This window comes from Pseudoalteromonas sp. SR43-7, assembly GCF_014163785.1.
Lineage (GTDB): Bacteria > Pseudomonadota > Gammaproteobacteria > Enterobacterales > Alteromonadaceae > Pseudoalteromonas > Pseudoalteromonas distincta.
In genome coordinates, this window is record NZ_JACJDY010000002.1 from 54361 (window position 1) to 76796 (window position 22436).

Below are 22436 nucleotides of genomic sequence, written 5' to 3' on the forward strand. Positions count from 1 at the left end.
TGTGCCTTTTTTTGTGCCGTTAGAGTGTAAAATTATCTAAATCTTGGTTAGGTTCAAAATCACCAAGCCTTTCAAGCTCAGTATCTTGCTGCATTTGCTCGTGCCAACGCGCCTCGTCCCAAATTTCAAACTTATTCATCAAACCAACCAGCATGATTTTTTTGCCAAGAGATGCATGGGCACGTAATGACGGCGCAAGCAAAATTCGACCATTTTTATCAAGTTGATACTCTGTAGCGTTACCTAGCAACATACGTTGCATTCGTCGAGCTCGTGGATTCATATTAGATATTTTCGCTAAACGGCTTTCTATTTCGAGCCACTCAGCCAATGGATATAACCATAAACACGGTTCATTTAATGCGACGGTACAAATAACTGTCCCCTGATCTTCAGACAACAGAGATTCTCGGTACTTTGTCGGTACCGCAAAACGCCCCTTATCATCCAAACTCAGTGAACTCGCGCCACGAAACATAAAAAACCTACTTTGAAATTGTTTTATTCAATTTTTTGTTTATTTTATCCAATGAGATCCACTAAAAACCACTTTTAACCACAGTGCTCCAGTTTAGGGCTTGACAAGCCATTTTGTCAAGTAAGCTGACCAGCTTTAGTGAGTCTCAAAGCTAGAAAAAATAAGGGCTCAAGCGAAGCGTTTGAATTACGTGGGAAAAAGTGGGATTGAGGTAAAGAAAAATATCAGCTTTGCTTTTATAACTTTCTGTTTACATGCATTGCTTACTGAATAACCAATGAATATTTACAATTTTTAAGGCGTTTTTATCCTCTTTGTAAAATTTACCTAGCCGTGTAGTAATAGTTACTGTTTATTTTAAAATACTAATTATCAAAAATTAAAAAAATACAAAAAACCCATCAAATTCAGTAAGTTAAAATTAATAACAAGTTTGGTTTAATCATTGCATCATCTAAATCACTATTTAAATTTTTAACTTATTAAGGATTGATTATGGCTACTGCAACGAATACGAAACCAAATACAACTTCAGATGTTAAGCCTGACGTTAAACTAACAAATACTGAGTCTCCTCTTACAGAGAAAGCAACATCAGCGGCGCACGATGCTGTAGATGCACTTTCTAGCAAAGCTGCAACAGCTGAAAGCAGTGTGCGTAAAGGAGCTTCTAGCTCAGCAGATGCATTGAGCGAAAAACAACTTATCGCACGTGAAAAACTAAGCGAATGTACTGCAAAAACTCGTGCTTTTGCTTCTGAAAACCCATTAGCAACTGCGGGTATTGCTTTTGCTGCGGGTATGCTAATCACATCACTACTTCGTCGTAAGTAATTAGTGATGAATAACCCACAAACAACAGCAACCAAGGATGGTGATGCGCAAGACCAAACTACTGAGCAACATAGCCAAAAGGACGATTGGCAAGATCATGTTGCAATGCTTTTAGAGTATTCTGAGCAGCTCAAGGATGATTACCAAACTCAAGGAAAGATCACCCACCAGCTTGCTAAAGCTGAATGGCGGTTATCGCTTAGATCGCTTGCATTGATCACTATATTTTTAGGATGCTTTGCCAGTGGTTTGGTTTTGTTGTGGGCAGGATTTCTAGGTGCTGTTGGATACGGTGTATACGATGTTTTTGGGTCGGTATGGCTAAGTATTGCAACAGCTACTTTGCTACAAGTTGCTTGTTTAATATGGCTTTGGAAAAATACAGTTTACTTAAGCAATAAAATTGGCTTTAGTAAAACGCTTAAAAGTTTAAAGCAGCTATTTAACCTACAAGGAAATTAGTATGTTAGTTAACTACTTAATTAAAGCACCTAATGAAAACGTTGATGCTCTAAGTAAGCAAATGGATACGCGCAGTGAATTGAAACGCCAACATCATGCAGCGTTCCAATATAGACTAAAGCGTTTTGCCGTAACCAAAGTTGGGCTTTCAAGTGCCTTTATCGCAGGTGCAGCAGTACAAGCGGGTAAAAGCGAAACCAGCTTCGTAAGAAAATACGGCTGGCTAGTGAACTTGATAGCTTAAGCGCTAAACATTTCTACCGTGATCAGATAAGTAATCAATACTTGGACCACTTGGCACAACTTGTGTTGGGTTGATCATTGTGTGACTAAAATAGTAATGACGCTTAATATGATAAAAATCAACTGTTTCAGCCACTCCTTTAACTTGATATAGCTCCCTAAGGTATCCACTTAATGCAGGATAGCTTTCAATTGTGCGTAAATTACATTTAAAATGGCCAACGTACACACTATCAAACCGAATGAGTGTAGTGAATAGTCGCCAATCTGCCTCGGTGAGCCTATTACCTGTTAAATAACGCTGCTTGCTCAGTATCCCTTCTACTTTATCGAGTGCTTTGAATAAATCGTTAAACGCCTCTTCGTATGCATCTTGAGTTGTTGCGAATCCCGTACGATAAACACCATTATTTATATTTGGATAAATCAACGCATTTAATCCATCAATTTTTGGTCGTAGTGCCTCTGGGTAGTAATCATCGTTATTACCTGTTAATTCATTAAATGCACTATTGAACATACGTATAATATCGGCAGACTCATTACTGACAATTTTATTTAGCTTTTTATCCCACAATACGGGTACGGTAACTCGCCCGGAATACTTAGGATTATTTTTTATATACACTTGATGTAAGTAGTTACTATTAAATAAAGCATCACCAGTACTGTGGTTTTGCGTATCAAAAGCCCAACCACTATCAAGCATATCAGGACTAACAACCGACACCGTAATTAAATCTTGCAACCCTTTTAACGCTCTAAATATAAGCGTTCGATGCGCCCAAGGACACGCAAGTGACACATATAAATGATACCTGTTCGCTTGTGCTTTAAATCCGGCCTCGCCCGTTATTCCAGCGCTACCATCAACAGTTACCCAGTGACGTAACTGCGCCGTTTCGCGTTCAAACTTACCGTTACTTGAATCAGTGTCGTACCATTTATCTTGCCATTGGCCGTTAACTAATAATCCCATAAAACTCTCCTAAAAATACCATTATATTTTGCCAAACTCACCGTTTTGATAATCACGCACTGCTTGCTGTACTTCTGCTTGCGTCGTCATTACAAACGGCCCCATATGAGCAATAGGTTGATTAAGTGGATCGCCTGCTAAAACCAAAACACCAGCGCCGTGCTCAGAGCTAATATTAATATCACTGCCTGGTTCTAAAATAAGTAACTTACCCGCTAGTATTGTTTGATTGTCGCTCATTATTAGTGAGCCGCTATGAATATAAAGCATTACTTTTTGTTGGCTAAGAGGCTCTAAATAAGTGCTTTTACCAGCAGGTAATGTAATATCAGCGAGCGCCGCATTAGCAGCTAAACTTTGCAGCTCGCTTGCAAGCGTTTCACTTTCGAACTGCCACGATCCCGCAAGTGCTTTTAACGTCACGCCTTGCGTATTTGTAAAACTAGGAGCTGGGTTTTTAGTCGTATCTTGATAACGTGAATCACGCATTTTTTCTGCGCTTGGCATGTTTATCCAAATTTGAAAGCCATGCAGACCATCTATAGCATCAGCGAGTGGCATTTCACTGTGCATGACGCCGCGCCCTGTGCTCATCCATTGCACATCGCCTGCTTTAATTGCTTCTTTGTTACCCATTTGGTCACGATGTTCAAAGCCACCTTTTAGAATATAAGTAAACGTTTCAATTCCTCGGTGCGGATGCTCAGGAAAGCCTCCCATATAATCTTTTTTGTCATCTGACTTAAGTTCATCAATCATCAAAAATGGATCTAAATATTTACCATCAAACCCAGGTATACGGCTAATGTTCACGCCATCGCCATCTTGAGTTGCATAAGCTGTAAGTATTTTTGATATTTTCATTTTTTAATTCACTCTAAAGAATAAGTTTATGAGGCTATTAAATCATTCATTAAACAAAACAACTATGTCTTTAAATCGAGCTTAATGTTCTAAAAAATAGAACGACATTGATTCATTGGTTACATTTTCAACCTTATAATTACTATGGTTATTTGGAGTGAATTTGGCTACAATTGTTATTGCAAAATACGAAACTAAGGAATGGTTATTTTTACTTATTCTCTCAAACATCAGCTTTATCGTTTGCTTATATTGCTAAGTATTCCGGGCACCGCTGTAATTATTTTTACTCTGCTGCTTGAACGCCACCACTCTATTGAGCAAAGTGAAAAAAAAGTAGAAAACATTGCTAAGCAATTAATTTTACAGCAAAAGCACTTAGTCGATGATATTGACCGTTTAGCGCGTTATTTGGCTAAAGAGGAAAGTAAGAAAGAAAATTTAGCAACGTCCTGCCCTTATTATTTTAATCAATTTAGAGCTATTTATGCCCATGTTGCCAATATCGGGATTATAGATCCAAATGGCATTGTTATGTGTACAACAAGCGGATTAGCCAAAACAATAAGTATTGCAGATCGTGCGTATTTTCAAAATGCCTTAAAAAGTAACCAATTGTCAGTAGGTTATTTTCAGCACGATAGAAACTTGCAAAAAAACACCCTTAACTTTGCGTTACCTATCATTAATAAAAAAAATGTAATTCAGGGCGTTGTAGTTATAGTTGTTGCGCTTGACTGGTGGAACAATGCTTTTAATAATATTGAACTGCCGGCTGGCTCTATTGCTGCAATCGCTGATTCTAATGGAAAAATTTTAGCGCGTTACCCACCAACAACTGCAGCCCTTGGCGATAATATTGCAAAGACTTTATTAGCAACTGATTCTTCGATTGATAATAAGGCATCAACAAAAATAAAATCTATTGAGGGTGAAGATCGAATGCTTCATCACTCTATTATTTATAAAGATCCAAGTAATAACAGCTTAAATATACATATTGCACTTCCTATTACGCATGCTTTAAAGCAAATAAATAATAATTTTTTTATAGCGATTGGTGTGTTTATTTTATCACTGCTAGTGCTATGTTTAATTGCACGTAAGCTGCTTAAAACCAGCATTATCGACCCAATTAATAATCTAACAAATGCAACAAACGTGTTGGCTAAGGGCGAAATGCCGTCACAAAAAATACAGCCAAATAATCCAGAGCTAAATACTCTCTATCAGCGCTTTAAATCAATGGCGCAAACCAGGTTAACAGCCGAGGCTAATTTAAAAAACAAGCACGATGAGCTTACCAGCTTGCTTAATACTCTACCCGACAGTTACGTTAGAATTAACATCCATGGCGATATTCTCAACATAACGGGGCAATTTAAGCCTCAAGTAAACCCAAACAGCACTGCAGCACCTCATTTATCATCAATACTTTCTCACAACAATGTGCAGCTTTTGTTATCGCAGTTATCTAAGCTTGATGTTTCGAGTAATTTAGAATTTACACTTGAAAAATCAGATCCTAAACGTAGCTTTGAAGCACGTATTAGTGCAATGCAAAGTAAAAATGAATACGTTGTTGTGCTAAGGGATATAACACAACGAAAAATAAATGAAGAAGCACTCCACCTTGCCTTGCTAGTGTATAACAACAGTAGTGAAGGCATGGCAATCACCGATCCAGCGGGTATAATATTTGATGTAAACCCTGCGTTTTGCAAAACGACTTTATATAGTAAAGAAGAAGTTATTGGGCGCTCCTCTTCAATTCTTTCATCAGGAAAACATGATAAGAATTTTTACAATAAAATGTGGTCTGAATTACAGCAAACAGGCCGCTGGCAAGGCGAGGTTATTAACCGTAAAAAGAACGGGCAGCTTTACTCTGAGTGGCTCACAATCGATACGGTTTATGATACAAACAACGCACCTATTCGTCGAATCGCGATATTTACAGACCTCACTGAGAAAAAACAAGCCGATGAAACAATTTGGCGACAAGCCCACTATGATCACCTAACTGACTTACCAAATCGTTTAGAGTTAAAGGAGCGATTAAATCAACGATTTTCAAATGTTGTTACTCCCGACAATCAATTGGTTGTCATGCTTTTAGATATTGATCACTTTAAAGATATTAATGACACATTAGGCCATCACTATGGTGATAACTTATTAAAACTCGTATCGCAACGCATAGTTCAGTCGGCAAAAAATGCTGAGTTTGTGGCACGTATTGGTGGTGATGAGTTTGTTATTGTATTTAATCGTATAAAAAGTACGCGTCATATTAATCAAATTGCCAGTAATATTTTGCTTAGCCTATCGTCGGCTTTGCATCTTGAAAACGAAGAGTTATTTATTAGCGCCAGCATGGGCATAGCATGCGCCCCTAATGATGGTGAAAATACTGAACAGCTTTTAAAAGCAGCCGATCAGGCTATGTATAAAGCAAAAAGTAATGGTCGTAACTGTTTTGAGTTTTTCTCTGCTGACATGCGCGAATATGCACACGCACGCATGGTGCTATTAAAAGACTTACGAAGTGCCATAGAACTTGAGCAGTTTGAGTTGTTTTATCAGCCCATTGTTGCTTTGAATGATTTACATATTCATAAAGCTGAAGCACTTATTCGTTGGCAACATCCCGAAAAAGGCCTAATTAGCCCTGTCGTATTTATTTCACTTGCTGAAGAAACCAGGCAAATAAATGCAATTGGCCAATTTGTATTTGCTCAAACCTTGCAAACGCTTAAAGATATAAAAACCCTAACCGATGACACTTTTCAAATAAGTGTAAACGTGTCGCCAGTGCAGTTATCCACGCCAGAGAGTGGTATAGATGAATGGTACGATATGCTAAAAGCTGCAAAATTACCTGCATCCTCAATTGTGGCAGAAATAACTGAAGGCCTAATGATTAACCCCGAAGCATTAACGCAACGTCGCTTAAAAGAAATAGTAAAATCAGGTATGCAGCTTGCCCTTGATGATTTTGGTACAGGATATTCGTCACTCGCTTACTTACAAGAAATGGATACCGATTATTTAAAAATAGATAAACGTTTTGTTGATAATATCCAAGTAGGCAGTCAAGAACTTGCACTGTGTGAAGCAATAATTGTTATGGCGCATCAACTGGGCTTAAAAGTAATCGCCGAAGGAATTGAAACTGAATTACAAATGCAGCTATTACTTGAAGCCGGATGTGATTACGGACAAGGTTATTTATTTTCAAGACCTTTAAATAAAAGCAGCTTTATGGCACTTCTAGCTGATAAAAAAGTCGCTTTATTAAAATAAATAAACAAAAAATCACTGTTACGCAATAAATAATGCGTCTGCGCGGTCAAGTTAAGCAATCAGATATAAGTAGTAACAGGATTTTAAAATGGCAAAAGCAACATTAGAGCAATGGCGAATGTTTAAAGCGGTTGTGGATCACGGCGGATTTGCAGGCGCAAGTGCGGCTGTACATAAAAGTCAGTCAACCGTACACCATGCTGTTCAAAAACTTGAAGCCGCCTTGCAAATTAAGTTGCTTGAAGTAAAAGGTCGTAAAGCATTTTTAACCGATAGCGGTAAACTAATTTTACGCAGAGCTGAATTTTTAATTGAAGAAGCAACTAAAATAGAATCGGTAGCGAGCACACTAAGCGAAGGCGTAGAAAGCACATTAAAAATAGCTGTTGATGAAGTTTTCCCACACACCATTTTATACCAGGCACTTGCTAAAACGAGTGAACTTTACCCGCTTTTAAAGATTGATTTAGTAGAAAGCGTGCTAACCGGTGCAAACGAATTACTACATAACTCAGTGGTTGATTTAGCCATTTCATCAATTCCTATCTATGGAATTAGTTGCAGTACGTTATGCGATATAGAGTTTATAGCCGTTGCGCATAAAGACCATGTATTACACCAACAAACTGAACAACTCAACTTTCGCGATTTAAAGCTACACCGGCAAATAGTAGTTCGCGACTCAGCAACCCACACCAGTCACAATGATGGCTGGTTAGGTGCTGATATGCGCTGGACAGTCAGCCATTTACGCAACTCTATTGATATGGTTAGTCAAAATTTGGGTTACGCTTGGCTGCCAAAAACACAAATAGCACATTTAATTGAAGATAAAACGCTCATCCCACTTAATTTAGACCAAGGTACAACCCGTACCCTTAATTTATATTTAATGTGCAACGACAACGACAGGCTTGGTCCTGCAGCACAAGAGTTTAAAGAGCAGCTTACGGCTCTCACTAACTTAGCTAGCTATTCGTTTTTTACATCGAGGTGATCTGCCACATAGGCGCCTCGCTGCCCACGCTCTTTAGCTGGGCCTATAGTACTGTCTTTACCTGTTTGCTGTTCAGTTGCAGCATTAATAACAGCACCTAATGTGATTATATAAGCGCTGATGTACAACCACATCAACATGATCACTACACCACCTAGTGAGCCGTAAGTTTCGTTGTAACTAGAAAAACGCGATACATAAAAAGAAAAACCTATAGATGCCAAAATCCAAAGCACAGTAGCAATAGACGAACCCATCGTGATCCAACGCCATTTGGCCGGTTTACGGTGTGGGGCATAACGATATAAAAGTACCAATGCAAAATTAAAGGTAAAAGCTAATAATGGCCAAGAAATGAGTTTAATTAATAAATCGATACTTTCTTTTAGCCCCACTAAATTAAGCACAATAGGTAAAATACCAATAATTAATAACGCAAAAATTGCGACAACAATCGCCCCTACTGAAAATAAAAAGCGTACTAATTGAGCTTTAAAAAATGAACGCTTTTCATATTCACGATAACTAATATTACACGCAGTAATAAGTGCTTGGCTGCCCTTAGAACTACTCCAAATGGTAAGTATAAGCGTACCAATTGCACTTAAGCTCAAGCTGGCACTTGATGTTTTTGCAAGGCTAGAAACCTGAGATAAGATTAGTTCACTGGTACTTGGTGGGAGCAAAGTAACTATTTTACTTAAGTGATCACTAATATCTGCGGGGGATGAAAAGTACGCATACACAGATACCATCGCCGCAATGGCCGGAAAAATAGCAAGTAACGCATAAAATGCCACACCCGCTGCCACTATAGATAAGTTATCTTCACTCATTTGCTTAAAAATGCGCTTAACAATATCCCACCAACCTATAAAAGGGATATGACCAGGCTGCTCAGCTTGCTGTCCTCGTTTAGCTTCTTTCATTCTAAACCTCAATATTTGTATTACATTACTACAGCAAAATGTTTGCCAAGTTAAATAAAGTATTTGGTACTAAACTTGCTGTTACCTAATATTAACGATTATAAAAACCAAACACGGACGATAAGCCATGCCTAGTAGCCAATCAAACATTATAGCTTTAAACAATACGCTTCCCAGCACACAAAGTTTTCAAGGCGATGTGTTTACGTGGCAGTTTTTTCATGAACAAGCTGTGCAATTACTTCATGCAACAGCGCAAATATTACCCACACTATTACTCGGTATAATACTTTTAGCATTAAGCTATTTAATTGCAGGGCCACTTTCTCGATTGCTTATAAAGCCTATTGACTACATGACTGACAGTAAACTAGTTCATCTAGTTGTTAGGCGCAGTATAAGCACTTTAATTATTTTATTTGGCGTGTACTTATTCCTGCGCTTAGCAGGGCTTACCGAGTTTGCTGTTGCCATTATGAGTGGCACGGGACTAATAGGGCTTATATTAGGTTTTGCCTTTAGAGACATAGCTGAGAACTTTATCGCTAGTTTATTACTGAGCATACAAAGGCCTTTTAAAATCGACGATGTAATTGAAGTAGACAATCGTTTAGGTGTTGTTAAAAAAGTAACCGCAAGAGCAACCACACTTGTTGATTACGATGGCAATCATATTCAAATACCCAATGCGACGGTATATAAAAATACTATTAAAAACCTGACTGCCAATCCAAAAATGCGCGGAAAAGTAGAAATTGGTATTGGCTATGATAACGATATACGCAGCGCACAAACCCTCGCCCTAGATATTGCCAATCAACAAAATGCGGTGCTTAGCGATCCACCTGCGCAGGTTTTAATAAAAAACTTAGGCTCATCTACTATTAATTTCGTTTTGTATTTTTGGGTTAATAGCGAGCAGCACAGTCCATTAAAAGTAGCTTCCCAGCTTATGCGCGAATTAGTCAATGAGTTCACAAAACAAAACATCAGCATGCCTGATGACGCACGAGAAAGAATTATACTCACCGACCCTAGTGAAAATGTTTCTAATTTAGAGGAAAAACAACCATCGCAAGTGCAAAGCGAAAAAAGTGAAACAGTTGATCAAACTAAAACACTTGATGATGTGAGCAGTGATACCGACGAAATACGTGAACAAGCAGAACAATCAAGAGACCCAGAACAAGGGAAAAATATTATTTAAAGATGCTTAAATTGTATTAACTAAAATTTAGACACAAAAAAGCCCGCAGCGTTAACTGCGGGCTTTTTATTGAATGAGTGAGTCAGCCTATAAGCCGGGTTTTGTCCTTTCCGAAGAAAGTGATAATCATTCGTCTAGGCCATAAATCGCTCTATGGCTCAAGCAACCTACCCGGTTCTCACGTGGGCCACGCGTTCATTATTTAAAATGATAGAACCCTATTTGGTCTTGCTCCGAGTGGAGTTTACCTTGCAACCGACTATTACTAGCGGCCCGGTGCGCTCTTACCGCACCCTTTCACCCTTACCAATCGAGATTGGCGGTCTCCTCTCTGCTGCACTTGTCGTGGGCTCACGCCCCCCAGCCGTTAGCTGGCACTCTGCCCTATGGAGCCCGGACTTTCCTCCCCCTGATCATTTTCGTCACAGGCAGCGATCATCTTGGCTGACTCGGCGCGCAGTATACATGAGGCTAATACCAAGCGCAGTAAAATTTACTCTTTTTCTTCAATAATTGTTTTATATAAAGCGTTTTTCTTCATACCAAAGTATTCGGCTACAACGCCACAGGCTTTTTTCATTGGCATTTCACTCTCAAGCAGTGCCAACATTTTGCGCGCTTCAGGCGGAACATCGTCTATTTGCTTTGGTTTGCCCGCAAGCATCAGCACTATTTCGCCGCGCTGCTTGGTAGGATCATCTGTTAAAAACTGTTTAAGCTCACTTACACTACCATTAAAAAATGTTTCAAAGGTTTTGGTTAGCTCTTTAGCAAACACGACTTGCTGCTCATCACCAAGGGCTAGTGCTAAATCATCAAGGCTTGCCATAATACGGTGCGTACTTTCGTACATTATGCTGGTAATGCCTGAGTTAACAGCTTCGGTAAAAAAGTCTTGGCGAGCTTTGCTTTTAGCTGGCGTGAAACCAATAAACTGAAAGCGGTCAGTTGGTAAGCCTGAACAACATACGGCTGTAATTGCAGCACATGCACCTGGAACAGGTGTAACATGAGCGCCTTGTTCGCGACATAGATTTACCACAGCGTAGCCTGGATCACTAATTAGCGGTGTACCAGCGTCAGATACTAAAGCAATATTTAAACCTTGATTAAGTTGATCAATAATTTGCTGTGCTTTTTGCTTTTCGTTGTGGTCGTGTAATGCAAACGTTTTTGCCTTAATTCCAAAGTGGCTAAGTAGCTTACCGGTATGGCGAGTGTCTTCAGCAGCTATTAAGTCAACTTGCGATAATGTCGCAATGGCACGGTGACTTAAGTCGTCATAATTGCCAATTGGGGTGGCAACAATGTAAAGAGTGCCAATTTTCTGTGAATTCTCCTCATTTAACATTGAGGTCTCCTGCGTCAGTCAGTAATATAAGCAAATCGCGTTAACGTATTGGGAAATCATTGTGCGACTTAAACTAGTTAGTCTATTAATTATATTGTCAGGGTTATCGGCGTGTAGCACAACCGAAAAACCAACTAAAAACAGCGATAACGTAAGTAACCGCACTAATGCACCGCAAAATCAGGCAACCAGTGCGCAATCTATCTACCAATTGGCGCAAAACCGCCAAGGTGCCGATAAAATACAGTTATTGTATAGCGCCCGTGATGCCGCAATTAGTGAGCAAAACTGGCCTTTGTTAGAGAAAATAGGTAATAAGCTTGAATTAACCGCAAGTGTTGATCAAATCCAAAACCGTCTTTATATAGCATTTGCACAAAAACAACAGAATAAGAATGATCAAGCTTTGGTGATTTTACAATCGCTAGACGGACAACTTACTCAACCTGAGCATTTTGCTTGGCATCAGTTTTTAACAGCCAGTATTTATGCATCGCAAAATTTTCCAAAAAAAGCTGCCCCTTATTTCTTTAGAGCTTCTGAAACAGCCACAAAAAATAATATAGAAATCCCTCAGCTCAATCAAAATTTGTGGGATAACTTAAAACAGCTCTCTTCATATGCGCTTGAACGTTTTAACCGTGGTTCGGTTATCCAGCAAGGCTGGGTAAACCTTGGTCTATACTATCAAGTATATGCAAGTAGTGGCGTGGAGCTAGACCAAGCAATTAATAATTGGCGCAGGCGCTATATTGGGCATCCGGCTTCTTCTGTATTACCTGAACAAGACGAAATGCTTACTGAGCTCGCCCCTATTAATATAGAGCGTTTAGTTGTGTTGTTTCCACAATCAGGCCCTAACGAACGCTTAGGTGATGCGCTTAAAGCCGGTGTGTTAGCTGCACTTGATACGCAAACTATCAACGACACTATTTTTATTGATGAAAACCTAAGCACTGAGGAAATCGCAGCGCAACTTGAAGAAATAAAGCCTGATTTTGTAATTGGTCCTCTACTTAAAGCAAATATTGATAAACTAGCCAATGCACAAACTCTTATTGATACTCCAGTACTGCATTTAAACACATTTGATGGTGAGCGAATTTCGCTTCAGCATTATTACTTTGCATTGAACCCTGAGCACGAAGTACAGCAAGCTCTGGAACACTTTTTAACTAAGGGCTATCAAAAGCCTATGCTGCTTGCGCCAAATAATGCAAATGGCCAACGTTTAGTTGATTATTTTAACCTACAGTGGCAACGCTACAGCGAAACCAAGCCACAAATCGGTTTTTATAATGATAAAAAAGATATGCCGAACACAATTACCAGCTTATTAGAAGTTGATAAGTCAAAAGATCGCATACAAACAGTTAAAGCATTATTTAAGCAAGAAGTAGAAAACGAAACGCGTTCACGCAGTGATATAGACGTTATTTATATTTTGGGTGATGCCATAGAAACTCGCCTAATTAAACCTTACCTTGATGTAAACGTCAGTACATTTGCTGATCGTATCCCACTTTATGCAAGCTCTAAAAGTCATAGTAAACAAATTGACAGTACAGACAAAGGTGACTTAGACGGCCTATACTTCACTGAATTACCGTGGATGCTTGATTTACAAATTAAACAACATAATTTACGCCAGCAGTACAACTCTCTATGGCCTGAGCAAATTGATATTAGCCAACGCTTATTTGCAATGGCGTACGATGCAGTATCAATATTACATGACATTAGACAGTTAAGCGTAATGCCAGGCAACCAATATAGTGGTTTAAGCGGTAAGCTATCTGTTAATACCAGCGGCCATATAGAACGTATGCTCGACTGGGCTCAATATACAAACCGTCGCATTAAGCCTGTGCAATTAGAAACACAACGCCCGGTACCATTGTTTATGCAATCAGCGGGTGATATACAAACTATAAATTAAACTTTATTAAGTTAAGGGGGCGGCATGTCGTGGTTTAAAGAGCTGTGGCACAATAGTCGCGAAAAAGGCCAGTATTATGAGCTTGAAGCGCAAAAATACTTAGTTACTCAGGGCTTAACACCCATTGAACGTAATTATTACTGCCCCTTTGGCGAGCTTGATGTCATTATGAAAGAAGGCGACACCCTTGTATTCATTGAGGTCAAGTTTCGCAAAAATAATGCCCGTGGTGGTGCCAACTATGCACTTAGCCCACAAAAACAAGCTCGATTAAAACGTAGTATTTATCATTACTTAGCAGCTAAAAATTTAACTAACCAAGCACTAAGAATTGATTATGTAGCCATTACAGGAGAAGCATCTCCTAATATTAATTGGCTTAAAAATGTATTTTAAACGCAAATACAAAGATAAATTATTGGTAGGCTATGCAAGACACAATTAAAGAAATTTTTACAGAAAGCATTCAAGTTCAAATCGCTGCTGGTGAAGTGCTACCTAGTGCGCTTGAGTCAGCTGCATTTACTATTGCACAAAGTCTGATCAACGGAAATAAACTCATTTGCTGCGGTACTGCAAATTGCCACATGCTCGCTCAGCATATGGCGGGTGTATTGGTTAATCATTATGAAACCGAGCGTCCTTGTTTACCTGCAATCGCTCTATCGCAAGAAAACGTTAATCTTGGGCAAAGTACTCAGGTAGACGATCACGATACATTTGCTCGTCAAGTCCGCGCTTTTGCTCAGCAAGGTGATTTATTGCTTGTACTGGCTATAAACGGTAACGAAAAACATGTTATTTCTGCCGTTGAAGCTGCACTAACTAAAGATATGAAGGTCATAGTTATGGTTGGTGATGATGGTGGCGAGTTGGTTGGCCTACTTGGCCCTAACGATGTTGAAATTAGATCGCCATCTAAACGCCCTAGCCGCATTATCGAATCCCATTTAGTTAACTTACATTGTTTAAGCGAACTTGTTGATTTAACGCTTTTCCCTCAGGATGAAAATTATGTTTAAACGCTCTCTTATTGTTTTAGGTACTGTTGTATTACTACAAGGCTGCGCAGCCGCTGTTGTTGCAGGTACAGCCAGTGCAGTAACTGCAGCGAACGATCGCCGTACCATTGGCTCTCAAATTGACGATAACAATATTGAAATAAAAGCGAGTATTGCACTTAGCGAAGTAGAACGCCTTGAAAAGTTCGCCAATATAAGCGCTGTAAGCGTTAACGGTATTGTTTTACTTGTAGGCCAAGTATCTAATGAAGAAATGAGAAACGAAGCACAGCGTACCATTGAGGGCGTTTCAGGTATTCGTAAGATACATAACCAAATTCGTATTGGCTCAAATATTGGTATTACTACACAAACGCATGACTCTTGGTTAACTTCTAAAGTAAAAGCTCAGTTACTAACAGCAAAAGACATTAGCAGTAATAATATTAAAGTAGTTACTGAAAACGCTGAAGTATTTTTAATGGGCTTAGTGTCTGACTCTGAATCTACTCAAGCTGTAAACATTGCCCGAAATGTATCTGGCGTAGAGCGTGTAATTAAAGTATTTGAATACTTGTAAACACAAAATACAGACATAAAAAAACCGCTTATTAAGCGGTTTTTTTTTCGCATTTACTTATTATTTAATAACGCGTAAATGAGAGCCTTTTTTCTTCTGTGGCTTCTCTGGTGGTGTTTCATCAATAAATTCAGCTGATGAATCAACACTTTCAAGCTCAGGCACAAAATCGTCTTCGTCCTCTAAAAACTCATCTGCAGTAAAGACTGTTCCTTCGCCATTTTCACGCGCGTATATTGCAAGCACAGCACCTAGAGGCACATACACTTGCATTGGCTGACCACCAAAGCGCGCATTGAAGCTAAGTTGGGTTAAGTCTAACGAAAACTGTGTGACCGCTGATGGACTTATGTTTAAAACAATTTGTCCATCTTGAACAAACTGTGTTGGCACTTGTACATTTGCAAACCCAGCGTCTACCACTAAATGCGGTGTACACTCGTTATCGACTATCCAATCAAAAAAAGCACGTAATAAATAAGGACGATTAGGCGTCATTATAAACGGATCTCACGCTCAGCTTCAGTTAAAGAGGCTTGGAATGACTCACGTTCAAATAAACGGATCATGTACTCTTTAAGCTCTTTAGAACCTGCACCATTAAGCTCAATACCAAACTCTGGTAAACGCCATAATAGTGGAGCTAAATAACAGTCTACTAAGCTAAACTCTTCACTCATAAAGTAAGGTGCTTCGCTAAAAATAGGTGCTACAGCGAGTAATGCTTCTGTTAGCTCTTTACGAGCTTGAGCAGCATCTGACGTGTTGTTACTGATTTTATCAGCTAGGCTGTACCAATCAGTATCAATACGATGCATCATTAAGCGACTACGACCACGCATTACCGGGTAAACAGGCATTAGTGGAGGATGAGGAAAACGCTCATCAAGGTATTCCATGATGATGTTTGCCTGGTATAAACCAAGCTCACGGTCAATCAGTGTTGGCACTGTGCCGTAAGGGTTAATTTCGTGAAGTGCTTCTGGCAAGTTATCTTTTTCAGCCAAATGAATATCTACACTTACACCTTTTTCCGCAAGTACAATACGTACTTGGTGGCTATACATACAGTTAGCACCAGAAAAAAGGGTCATTACAGGGCGCTTATTGGCAGCTACGGCCATGCCTATACCTCCATTAAATAACTAAAACAGCAAAAGGGGCTTAAGCCCCTATTGCAAAATTACCTTTAAAAATGTTCAACTTAATGAACATCTCTCCAGTATTCTTTCTTAAGCATAAATGCCAAGATAAATAGAATTATTAAGAATCCTATTACCTTAATACCTAGCGCTTCCGATTCAAGACGTGAAGGTTCACCCACGTACTCAAGGAAGTTTGTTAAATCACGAGCCGCTTGGTCGTATTCATCTACGCTTAATTCACCCGTACCATCAGTTTCAGTAGCAATAACTTTGGTCACAGTGTGGCCATGTTCTTCTACTTCTTTAGTGATAGGCGTTGGTAAACCTTGTAGTTCTTGAAGAACATGAGGCATACCTACCGATGGAAAAACAATATTGTTAACTCCAAACGGGCGAGATTCATCTTTATAAAACGATTTTAGGTACGTGTAAATATAATCTGGTGATTTTACACGTGCAATTAGAGTTAAATCCGGCGGAGCCGCACCAAACCATTTTGCTGCATCGTCTTTTGTAATTGCGTTGGTGATATGGCTACCTACTTTAGAGCCGTCAAAAATTAACTGCTCTAAACCAACTTCTGTTGGGATACCGATATCACGAAAAGTACGCTCATAACGTTGATACTGCATTTGGTGACAACCAAGACAGTAGTTCATGAACAACTTTGCACCGCGTTGTAAAGATGGTTGATCAGTAAGGTCGTTATTCGCTTCCATTAAAGGAACCGACGGACCTGCTGCCATAACCATGTTAGGCAACAAGTTTACTGATAAAGCAAATAAACCAATAATAAGCTTCTTCATCATTTCGTTAACCTCTCTGGCAATGGCTTAGTTTTTTCGTTCTTACTGTATACAAACAACAGTACGAAGAACATAAAGTAAGTCACAGTACAGATTTGAGAAATAATCGTTTTCATATCAGTTTGTGGAGTTGCACCCACCCAACCAAGAAGAACGAAAGTTACAACAAAGCCTGCAATGTTCCATTTATGGAAACCACAACGGTAACGAACCGATTTAACTCTACCACGGTCTATCCAAGGTAGTAATGCAAGTACTACAATCGATGCACCCATCGCCGCAACACCAATTAACTTATCAGGGATTGCACGTAAGATTGCATAGAATGGCGTAAAGTACCAAACCGGGAAAATATGCTCAGGTGTTTTAAGTGGGTTAGCTGCCTCGAAGTTTGGACCTTCTAAAAAGAAGCCATTCATCGCCGGCATAAAGAACACAACCCAACAAAACAGTATTAAGAAACCAACCACACCCACAATATCTTTAACTGTGTAGTAAGGGTGGAACGGTATCGCATCAACAATGTCTTTTTTGTTAGTGTAATACTCGTGGAATTTAAATTTAGGCTTATCTTCTTCAGCTACTGAGCCTTTCTTACGTTTAATCTCAATACCTTCAGGGTTATTTGAACCCACTTCGTGTAGAGCAACAATGTGTAAGAAAACTAAGATTACAATAACCAGTGGTAGTGCAATTACATGTAATGCAAAGAAGCGATTAAGCGTTGCACCTGATATTACGTAGTCACCACGGATCCAAAGTGTTAAGTCATCACCAATAACCGGAATGGCACCGAATAATGAAATGATTACTTGTGCGCCCCAGAACGACATTTGGCCCCATGGTAATAAGTATCCCATGAATGCTTCAGCCATTAGCGCTAAGAAAATGAACATACCAAATAACCACAGTAATTCACGCGGTTTTTGGTAAGAACCGTAGATCATGCCACGGAACATATGCATATATACAACGATGAAAAACGCTGATGCACCTGTTGAGTGCAAGTAACGTAGTAACCAGCCATATTCTACATCACGCATGATGTACTCTACCGAGGCAAAAGCACCTTCAGCAGACGGAACAAAGTTCATCGTTAACCAAATACCTGTTAGGATTTGGTTTACTAGTACTAACATGGCTAGTGAGCCAAAAAAGTACCAGAAGTTAAAGTTTTTAGGTGCTGGATACTGTGCAATGTGCATGTTCCAAACACGTGTCATTGGGATTCGGTCGTCTATCCAACCAATAATCTTACCAAACATTAGGCTACCCCTCTTTCTTCGCCCACTAAAATAGTGGTGTCATCTAGAAAAGTATAAGGTGGTATTTCTAAGTTTAATGGTGCAGGTACCGATTGAAATACTCGACCAGCCATATCAAATTTAGAACCGTGGCACGGGCAGTAGAAACCGTCATCAGTCCCTTCTACTTTCTCACCAAAATTACCTTGTAAAAAGCCTGGTGAACATCCTAAATGCGTACAAATACCTACAGCCAAAAATATTTCTGGACGTAATGAACGGTAATCATTTGTTGATGATTCTAATTGTTGTGGCTCTTGCGATTGCGGATCACGAAGTTGACCTTCATGTTCTTTCATCTGCTCAAGCATTTTTGGGGTACGTGATACAACCCATACAGGTTTACCACGCCACTCGACACGTATTAATTGTCCAGGCTCAAGTTTGCTGATATCTACTTCTACAGGCGCACCCGCAGATTTAGCTCGCTCACTTGGATTCCAAGACGCAATAAAAGGAACAGCAGCCCCAGCCGCACCAACACCACCTACAACAGAGGTAGCTATGGTTAAAAAGCGACGTCGGCCATTGTCTACAGGCGCATTGCTCATCCACTTATCTCCACTATGATTCTCAACACTTGCTATATTGAGAACATCAGTTACAGCAGGTTAATTATTCGAAATTTTTAAAATAGAAGCGATCATAATTAAAACCCTTGATTAAAACAAGGTTATTCAAAGCCCCATGCTCGAATAAACCTGACTTGATCAAAAATTTGATTAAGCTAGCTCGAGAATAAAGCCGAACGACTATAATAACGCTTCTGTAAAAACAATATACTGACCGAGATCAACACCACTAAGAGGAAACAGTAAAAACTGTACATAGTGTCGTTAAACTCACTCATTTTACTTCCACGCCAATTGTAGCAAAAAATTCCACCAATTAACTGATGGATTTAAACTAATTACGATAATTATTTAACTTTTTTGCAGCTATCTGAGTGTTTTTTAACTTTCGTTCGATTAATACGCAGTTATTGATAAATTTGATCATCATTAATTACAGCAATACCAAGTATGGCGACCGCTATAAACAAATTTAAATTAAGTAGCAAATGTAAACTTTTTGATTTGAAAACAAAAAACCCAGCATAAGCTGGGTTTTTGAATTCTTGATAACGTATAGATTAACGTTTTGAGAACTGTGGACGCTTACGCGCTTTCTTAAGACCCACTTTCTTACGTTCAACTTTACGTGCATCACGTGTAACAAAACCTGCTTTACGAAGTTGTGGACGTAGTGACTCGTCAAACTCCATAAGTGCACGAGTGATACCGTGACGGATAGCACCAGCTTGACCAGTTGTACCACCACCAGAAACGGTGATGTAAAGGTCAAATTTTTCAGTCATATCAACTAGCTCAAGAGCTTGATGAACAACCATGCGTGCTGTTTCGCGACCAAAATACTCTTCTAGAGAGCGTTTGTTGATTACGATGTTACCAGTGCCTGGGCGTAAGAATACGCGAGCACTTGAACTTTTACGACGACCTGTACCGTAGTATTGATTTGCCATGATGGTGCTCCTTAAATGTCTAGAACCTGAGGCTGTTGTGCAGCATGGTTATGCTCAGTACCTGCGTAAACTTTAAGTTTACGGTACATAGCGCGGCCTAAAGGACCACGTGGCAACATGCCTTTTACAGCTTTCTCGATGATCATTTCAGGCTTTGCAGCTTGAAGTTTATCAAAAGTAGTAGACTTAAGGCCACCTGGAAAACCAGAGTGAGCGTAGTACACTTTATCTTTGAATTTGTTACCAGTTACAGTAACTTTTTCAGCGTTGATAACGATGATGTAATCACCAGTATCTACGTGAGGAGTGTATTCAGCTTTATGCTTACCGCGTAGGCGGTGAGCGATTTCAGTAGCGATGCGACCTAAAGTTTTACCTTCAGCGTCAACTACGTACCAGTCACGTTTTACTGTTTCTGGTTTAGCAACAAACGTTTTCATTTATAAAAATCCAATGTTTTTCAATTAAAACCACAAGTAGTTAATATTAACTACTGCTCTAAGTTTGCTATAACCCCTTCGAGTTTTAGACTTTTGCGCCGCTCACAAGTGGCTAGACTATATGAGGACATAGAACGCAACGTGGCAGACGCGGGAGTATACCAGCACTTAAAACACATTGCTACTCGCCGGTTGTTTTTTCCACAAGAAATTTCAGAAATAAGAAGTACTATATATGTACCTCTTTTTTTATAGTTGCCCTATTACACATTTACTTACTTATTTAAACTAAATGCTCTCTAGCTAAATATTCTAAGGATTGCATTTCTTGTAAACGACTAATACAACGCTTAAATTCAAAGTTTAAATTACCTTGGGTATAAAGGTCGGTAATAGGTTTTTCAGCCGATATAATTAAAGTTACGTGGCGCTCGTAAAATTCATCCACTAAAGCAATAAAGCGTCTAGCAGCATCATCATTAGTTTGCCCTAGCTGTTTTACGTTAGAAATAATCACCGTATTGTATAAGCGGCTAATCTCCATGTAATCGACCTGGCTACGTGCTGTTTCGCACAATTCACTAAACTCAAACATCACAACGCATTTAGCTACTTTACGCGTTTTGATTAAACGACCCTCTATCTCTATCGGCTCATCTAATTGTCCTGGCTCTGGCGATAACTTATCGAAGTACTCAAATAGATTCTTATCCGCATCTTCATCTAACGGACTATGAAAAATTTCGGCTTGCTCTAAAGTACGTAAGCGGTAATCAATACCTGAATCTACATTAACTATCTCGGTATTTTTTTTAACAAGCTCGATTGCTGGCATAAAACGCGCTCGCTGTAAGCCATTTCTATAAAGTTCATCAGGCACTATATTAGAGGTTGCTACAAGTACTATGCCCCGTGCAAATAGCGCTTCCATTAAGCCACCTAATAGCATGGCATCAGTAATATCTTGTACAAAAAACTCATCAAAGCAAATAATGTCTGTTTCAGCTTTAAAAGTGTCAGCAATTTTTTCTAATGGATTAGCCGTATTATTTAGCTTTTTAAGCTCGTTATGCACTCGGTGCATAAATCGATGAAAGTGCACACGCATTTTACGTGTGCCCGGTAATGATTCGTAAAAAGTGTCAACTAAATAAGTTTTACCACGCCCTACTCCCCCCCAAAAGTACAAACCTTTTACAGGCGCAGGTTCTTCTTTACTAAATAACTTAGCAAAAAAGCCTTTTTGTTTTGGCTTTGTCTGAGTTAGGTCATCGTATAGACGTTGTAAATGGCGCACAGCATTTTCTTGTGCTGCGTCGTGTACAAAGTCATCTCGCTTTAAGTCTTGTTGGTATGTTTGCCAAGGAGTCATATCTATTTACAGTTAAAACGCAGTTTAATTTGCAAAGCATATTAACACGCATCATAACTCGGGGTATATTACACTTAGTATGATTTATAATTGAATCGGCATTCGTTAGTTATTTTCCCAAAGGGGTAGTTTTTATGGGCACAGTTATGTGGGTAGGTTTGATTGTTATTGTTGCTGTTGTAGCATTTTTTATTGGCGCATTTGTTACTAAAAAACAGTTCAAACAAGATGAATTAAAAGAGCAAGCAGAGCAAGCTGAAAATGCGTTAGAGCAGTATCGTCAAGATGTAGCTGATCATTTAGCGAATACTGGTAAGCTCGTAAATAAAATGAAAGAAAACTATGATCAACTGCTTAGTCACGTTGAAGAAACAAACCAGCTTCTTCTAGAAGATAGAAATAAAGCACCAGCTGAACCATTCTTTTCAAAAGAAACAACAGAACAACTGCAGGCTTCATTAAAAGAGCGTCAATGCGATCGTTCTACAGCGGCAGCACAACCAGCTGATTATGTTTCAGGTGAATCAGGTTTATTTGCTGGTCAAAATAAAGTTTCAGAACATTCTAAAGCATCTTGATGAACTTTTTTTTGACCCCATAGTCTTTAGATATAACAGCTTTGTTGTTTTATCTTAATAAACCGAAAAGGGCTGCTGTAAAGTAGCCCTTTTTGTTTT

24 protein-coding genes and 1 other RNA gene are annotated in these 22436 nt (G+C 39.2%); 11 read left to right on the forward strand and 14 right to left on the reverse strand.

The genetic code is table 11. The features are described 5' to 3' along the window. Positions 1 to 19: 19 nt before the first annotated feature. Positions 20 to 478 carry a division/cell wall cluster transcriptional repressor MraZ gene (mraZ, locus tag H5087_RS01540; RefSeq protein WP_007582904.1) on the reverse strand — a complete coding sequence of 153 codons (459 nt, stop codon included), beginning with the start codon at positions 476 to 478 and terminating at the stop codon, positions 20 to 22. 495 nt (positions 479 to 973) lie between these two features. On the opposite strand from mraZ, the gene H5087_RS01545 reads away from it, so the two are divergent. From H5087_RS01545 to H5087_RS01555, 3 genes are read left to right on the forward strand one after another with little or no spacing between them, the layout of a single operon-like run. Next, entirely contained in the window at positions 974 to 1312 is a 339-nt protein-coding gene (locus H5087_RS01545) for a hypothetical protein (RefSeq protein ID WP_002957982.1), read from the forward strand. Between the two features lie 6 nt (positions 1313 to 1318). After that, positions 1319 to 1774 (forward strand): hypothetical protein, encoded by a 456-nt coding sequence (locus H5087_RS01550; RefSeq protein WP_182670934.1) that lies wholly within the window; start codon positions 1319 to 1321, stop codon positions 1772 to 1774. Between the two features lies 1 nt (position 1775). Continuing rightward, entirely contained in the window at positions 1776 to 2018 is a 243-nt protein-coding gene (locus H5087_RS01555) for a hypothetical protein (RefSeq protein ID WP_024596383.1), read from the forward strand. 3 nt (positions 2019 to 2021) lie between these two features. Here the strand turns inward: H5087_RS01555 and H5087_RS01560 are convergent, their stop codons facing one another. Both H5087_RS01560 and H5087_RS01565 read right to left on the reverse strand, forming a co-directional pair. Then, on the reverse strand, positions 2022 to 2996 hold the full coding sequence (locus H5087_RS01560) for a glutathione S-transferase family protein (protein WP_182670935.1): 975 nt from the start codon (positions 2994 to 2996) through the stop codon (positions 2022 to 2024). A gap of 21 nt (positions 2997 to 3017) precedes the next feature. Next, complete coding sequence (locus tag H5087_RS01565; protein ID WP_182670936.1) at positions 3018 to 3860, reverse strand: pirin family protein; 843 nt, start codon at positions 3858 to 3860, stop codon at positions 3018 to 3020. Between the two features lie 201 nt (positions 3861 to 4061). Between H5087_RS01565 and H5087_RS01570 the strand changes: the two genes are divergently transcribed. Continuing rightward, entirely contained in the window at positions 4062 to 7166 is a 3105-nt protein-coding gene (locus tag H5087_RS01570; protein ID WP_182670937.1) for an EAL domain-containing protein, read from the forward strand. A gap of 88 nt (positions 7167 to 7254) precedes the next feature. After that, entirely contained in the window at positions 7255 to 8163 is a 909-nt protein-coding gene (locus tag H5087_RS01575; protein ID WP_182670938.1) for a LysR family transcriptional regulator, read from the forward strand. Here H5087_RS01575 and H5087_RS01580 read toward each other — a convergent pair. Continuing rightward, positions 8139 to 9092 carry a YihY/virulence factor BrkB family protein gene (locus H5087_RS01580; RefSeq protein WP_182670939.1) on the reverse strand — a complete coding sequence of 318 codons (954 nt, stop codon included), beginning with the start codon at positions 9090 to 9092 and terminating at the stop codon, positions 8139 to 8141. The genes H5087_RS01575 and H5087_RS01580 overlap by 25 nt on opposite strands. A 127-nt stretch (positions 9093 to 9219) precedes the next feature. Between H5087_RS01580 and H5087_RS01585 the strand changes: the two genes are divergently transcribed. Further along, positions 9220 to 10299: a mechanosensitive ion channel family protein gene (locus H5087_RS01585; RefSeq protein ID WP_182670940.1), complete on the forward strand. Its 1080-nt coding sequence runs from the start codon at positions 9220 to 9222 to the stop codon at positions 10297 to 10299. A gap of 74 nt (positions 10300 to 10373) precedes the next feature. Here the strand turns inward: H5087_RS01585 and rnpB are convergent. Further along, positions 10374 to 10751: RNase P RNA component class A (rnpB, locus tag H5087_RS01590), an RNA gene on the reverse strand. A gap of 41 nt (positions 10752 to 10792) precedes the next feature. Continuing rightward, positions 10793 to 11650 (reverse strand): 16S rRNA (cytidine(1402)-2'-O)-methyltransferase, encoded by an 858-nt coding sequence (rsmI, locus tag H5087_RS01595; protein WP_024595588.1) that lies wholly within the window; start codon positions 11648 to 11650, stop codon positions 10793 to 10795. 61 nt (positions 11651 to 11711) lie between these two features. On the opposite strand from rsmI, the gene H5087_RS01600 reads away from it, so the two are divergent. The 4 genes from H5087_RS01600 to dolP are packed head-to-tail and all read left to right on the forward strand — an operon-like array spanning position 11712 to position 15170. Continuing rightward, on the forward strand, positions 11712 to 13589 hold the full coding sequence (locus H5087_RS01600) for a penicillin-binding protein activator (protein ID WP_182670941.1): 1878 nt from the start codon (positions 11712 to 11714) through the stop codon (positions 13587 to 13589). A 24-nt stretch (positions 13590 to 13613) separates the two neighbouring features. Further along, complete coding sequence (locus H5087_RS01605; protein WP_002957970.1) at positions 13614 to 13985, forward strand: YraN family protein; 372 nt, start codon at positions 13614 to 13616, stop codon at positions 13983 to 13985. Between the two features lie 32 nt (positions 13986 to 14017). Further along, positions 14018 to 14611, forward strand: a complete 594-nt coding sequence (locus tag H5087_RS01610; protein ID WP_002957968.1) for an SIS domain-containing protein — start codon at positions 14018 to 14020, stop codon at positions 14609 to 14611. Next, the gene (gene dolP, locus H5087_RS01615; RefSeq protein ID WP_002957967.1) at positions 14604 to 15170 is read left to right on the forward strand and encodes a division/outer membrane stress-associated lipid-binding lipoprotein; all 567 of its coding nucleotides are present in this window, start codon (positions 14604 to 14606) and stop codon (positions 15168 to 15170) included. The genes H5087_RS01610 and dolP overlap by 8 nt, the downstream gene beginning before the upstream one ends. 60 nt (positions 15171 to 15230) lie before the next feature. On the opposite strand, the gene H5087_RS01620 is transcribed toward dolP, so the two are convergent. From H5087_RS01620 to zapE, 8 genes are all read right to left on the reverse strand, one after another. After that, a complete protein-coding gene (locus tag H5087_RS01620) occupies positions 15231 to 15668 on the reverse strand; it encodes a ClpXP protease specificity-enhancing factor (RefSeq protein WP_002957966.1) in 438 nt (145 codons plus the stop codon). Beyond that, positions 15668 to 16294: a stringent starvation protein SspA gene (sspA, locus tag H5087_RS01625; protein WP_002957965.1), complete on the reverse strand. Its 627-nt coding sequence runs from the start codon at positions 16292 to 16294 to the stop codon at positions 15668 to 15670. The genes H5087_RS01620 and sspA overlap by 1 nt, the downstream gene beginning before the upstream one ends. A gap of 80 nt (positions 16295 to 16374) precedes the next feature. Continuing rightward, on the reverse strand, positions 16375 to 17124 hold the full coding sequence (locus H5087_RS01630) for a cytochrome c1 (protein WP_002957964.1): 750 nt from the start codon (positions 17122 to 17124) through the stop codon (positions 16375 to 16377). Continuing rightward, on the reverse strand, positions 17121 to 18386 hold the full coding sequence (locus H5087_RS01635) for a cytochrome b N-terminal domain-containing protein (RefSeq protein WP_002957963.1): 1266 nt from the start codon (positions 18384 to 18386) through the stop codon (positions 17121 to 17123). The genes H5087_RS01630 and H5087_RS01635 overlap by 4 nt, the downstream gene beginning before the upstream one ends. Next, the gene (petA, locus tag H5087_RS01640) at positions 18386 to 18976 is read right to left on the reverse strand and encodes a ubiquinol-cytochrome c reductase iron-sulfur subunit (protein WP_002957962.1); all 591 of its coding nucleotides are present in this window, start codon (positions 18974 to 18976) and stop codon (positions 18386 to 18388) included. Before petA ends, H5087_RS01635 begins: the two co-directional genes overlap by 1 nt. Positions 18977 to 19557: 581 nt before the next feature. Further along, positions 19558 to 19950 carry a 30S ribosomal protein S9 gene (gene rpsI / locus H5087_RS01645; RefSeq protein WP_024595789.1) on the reverse strand — a complete coding sequence of 131 codons (393 nt, stop codon included), beginning with the start codon at positions 19948 to 19950 and terminating at the stop codon, positions 19558 to 19560. Positions 19951 to 19958: 8 nt separating this feature from the next. Continuing rightward, on the reverse strand, positions 19959 to 20387 hold the full coding sequence (rplM, locus tag H5087_RS01650; RefSeq protein ID WP_002957960.1) for a 50S ribosomal protein L13: 429 nt from the start codon (positions 20385 to 20387) through the stop codon (positions 19959 to 19961). A gap of 283 nt (positions 20388 to 20670) precedes the next feature. After that, positions 20671 to 21759, reverse strand: coding sequence for a cell division protein ZapE (gene zapE, locus H5087_RS01655; protein ID WP_182670942.1), 1089 nt, complete (start codon positions 21757 to 21759; stop codon positions 20671 to 20673). Positions 21760 to 21893: 134 nt separating this feature from the next. Here zapE and H5087_RS01660 point away from each other — a divergent pair, with 134 nt between their 5' ends. Beyond that, entirely contained in the window at positions 21894 to 22337 is a 444-nt protein-coding gene (locus H5087_RS01660; protein ID WP_002957957.1) for a YhcB family protein, read from the forward strand. Positions 22338 to 22436 lie beyond the last annotated feature (99 nt).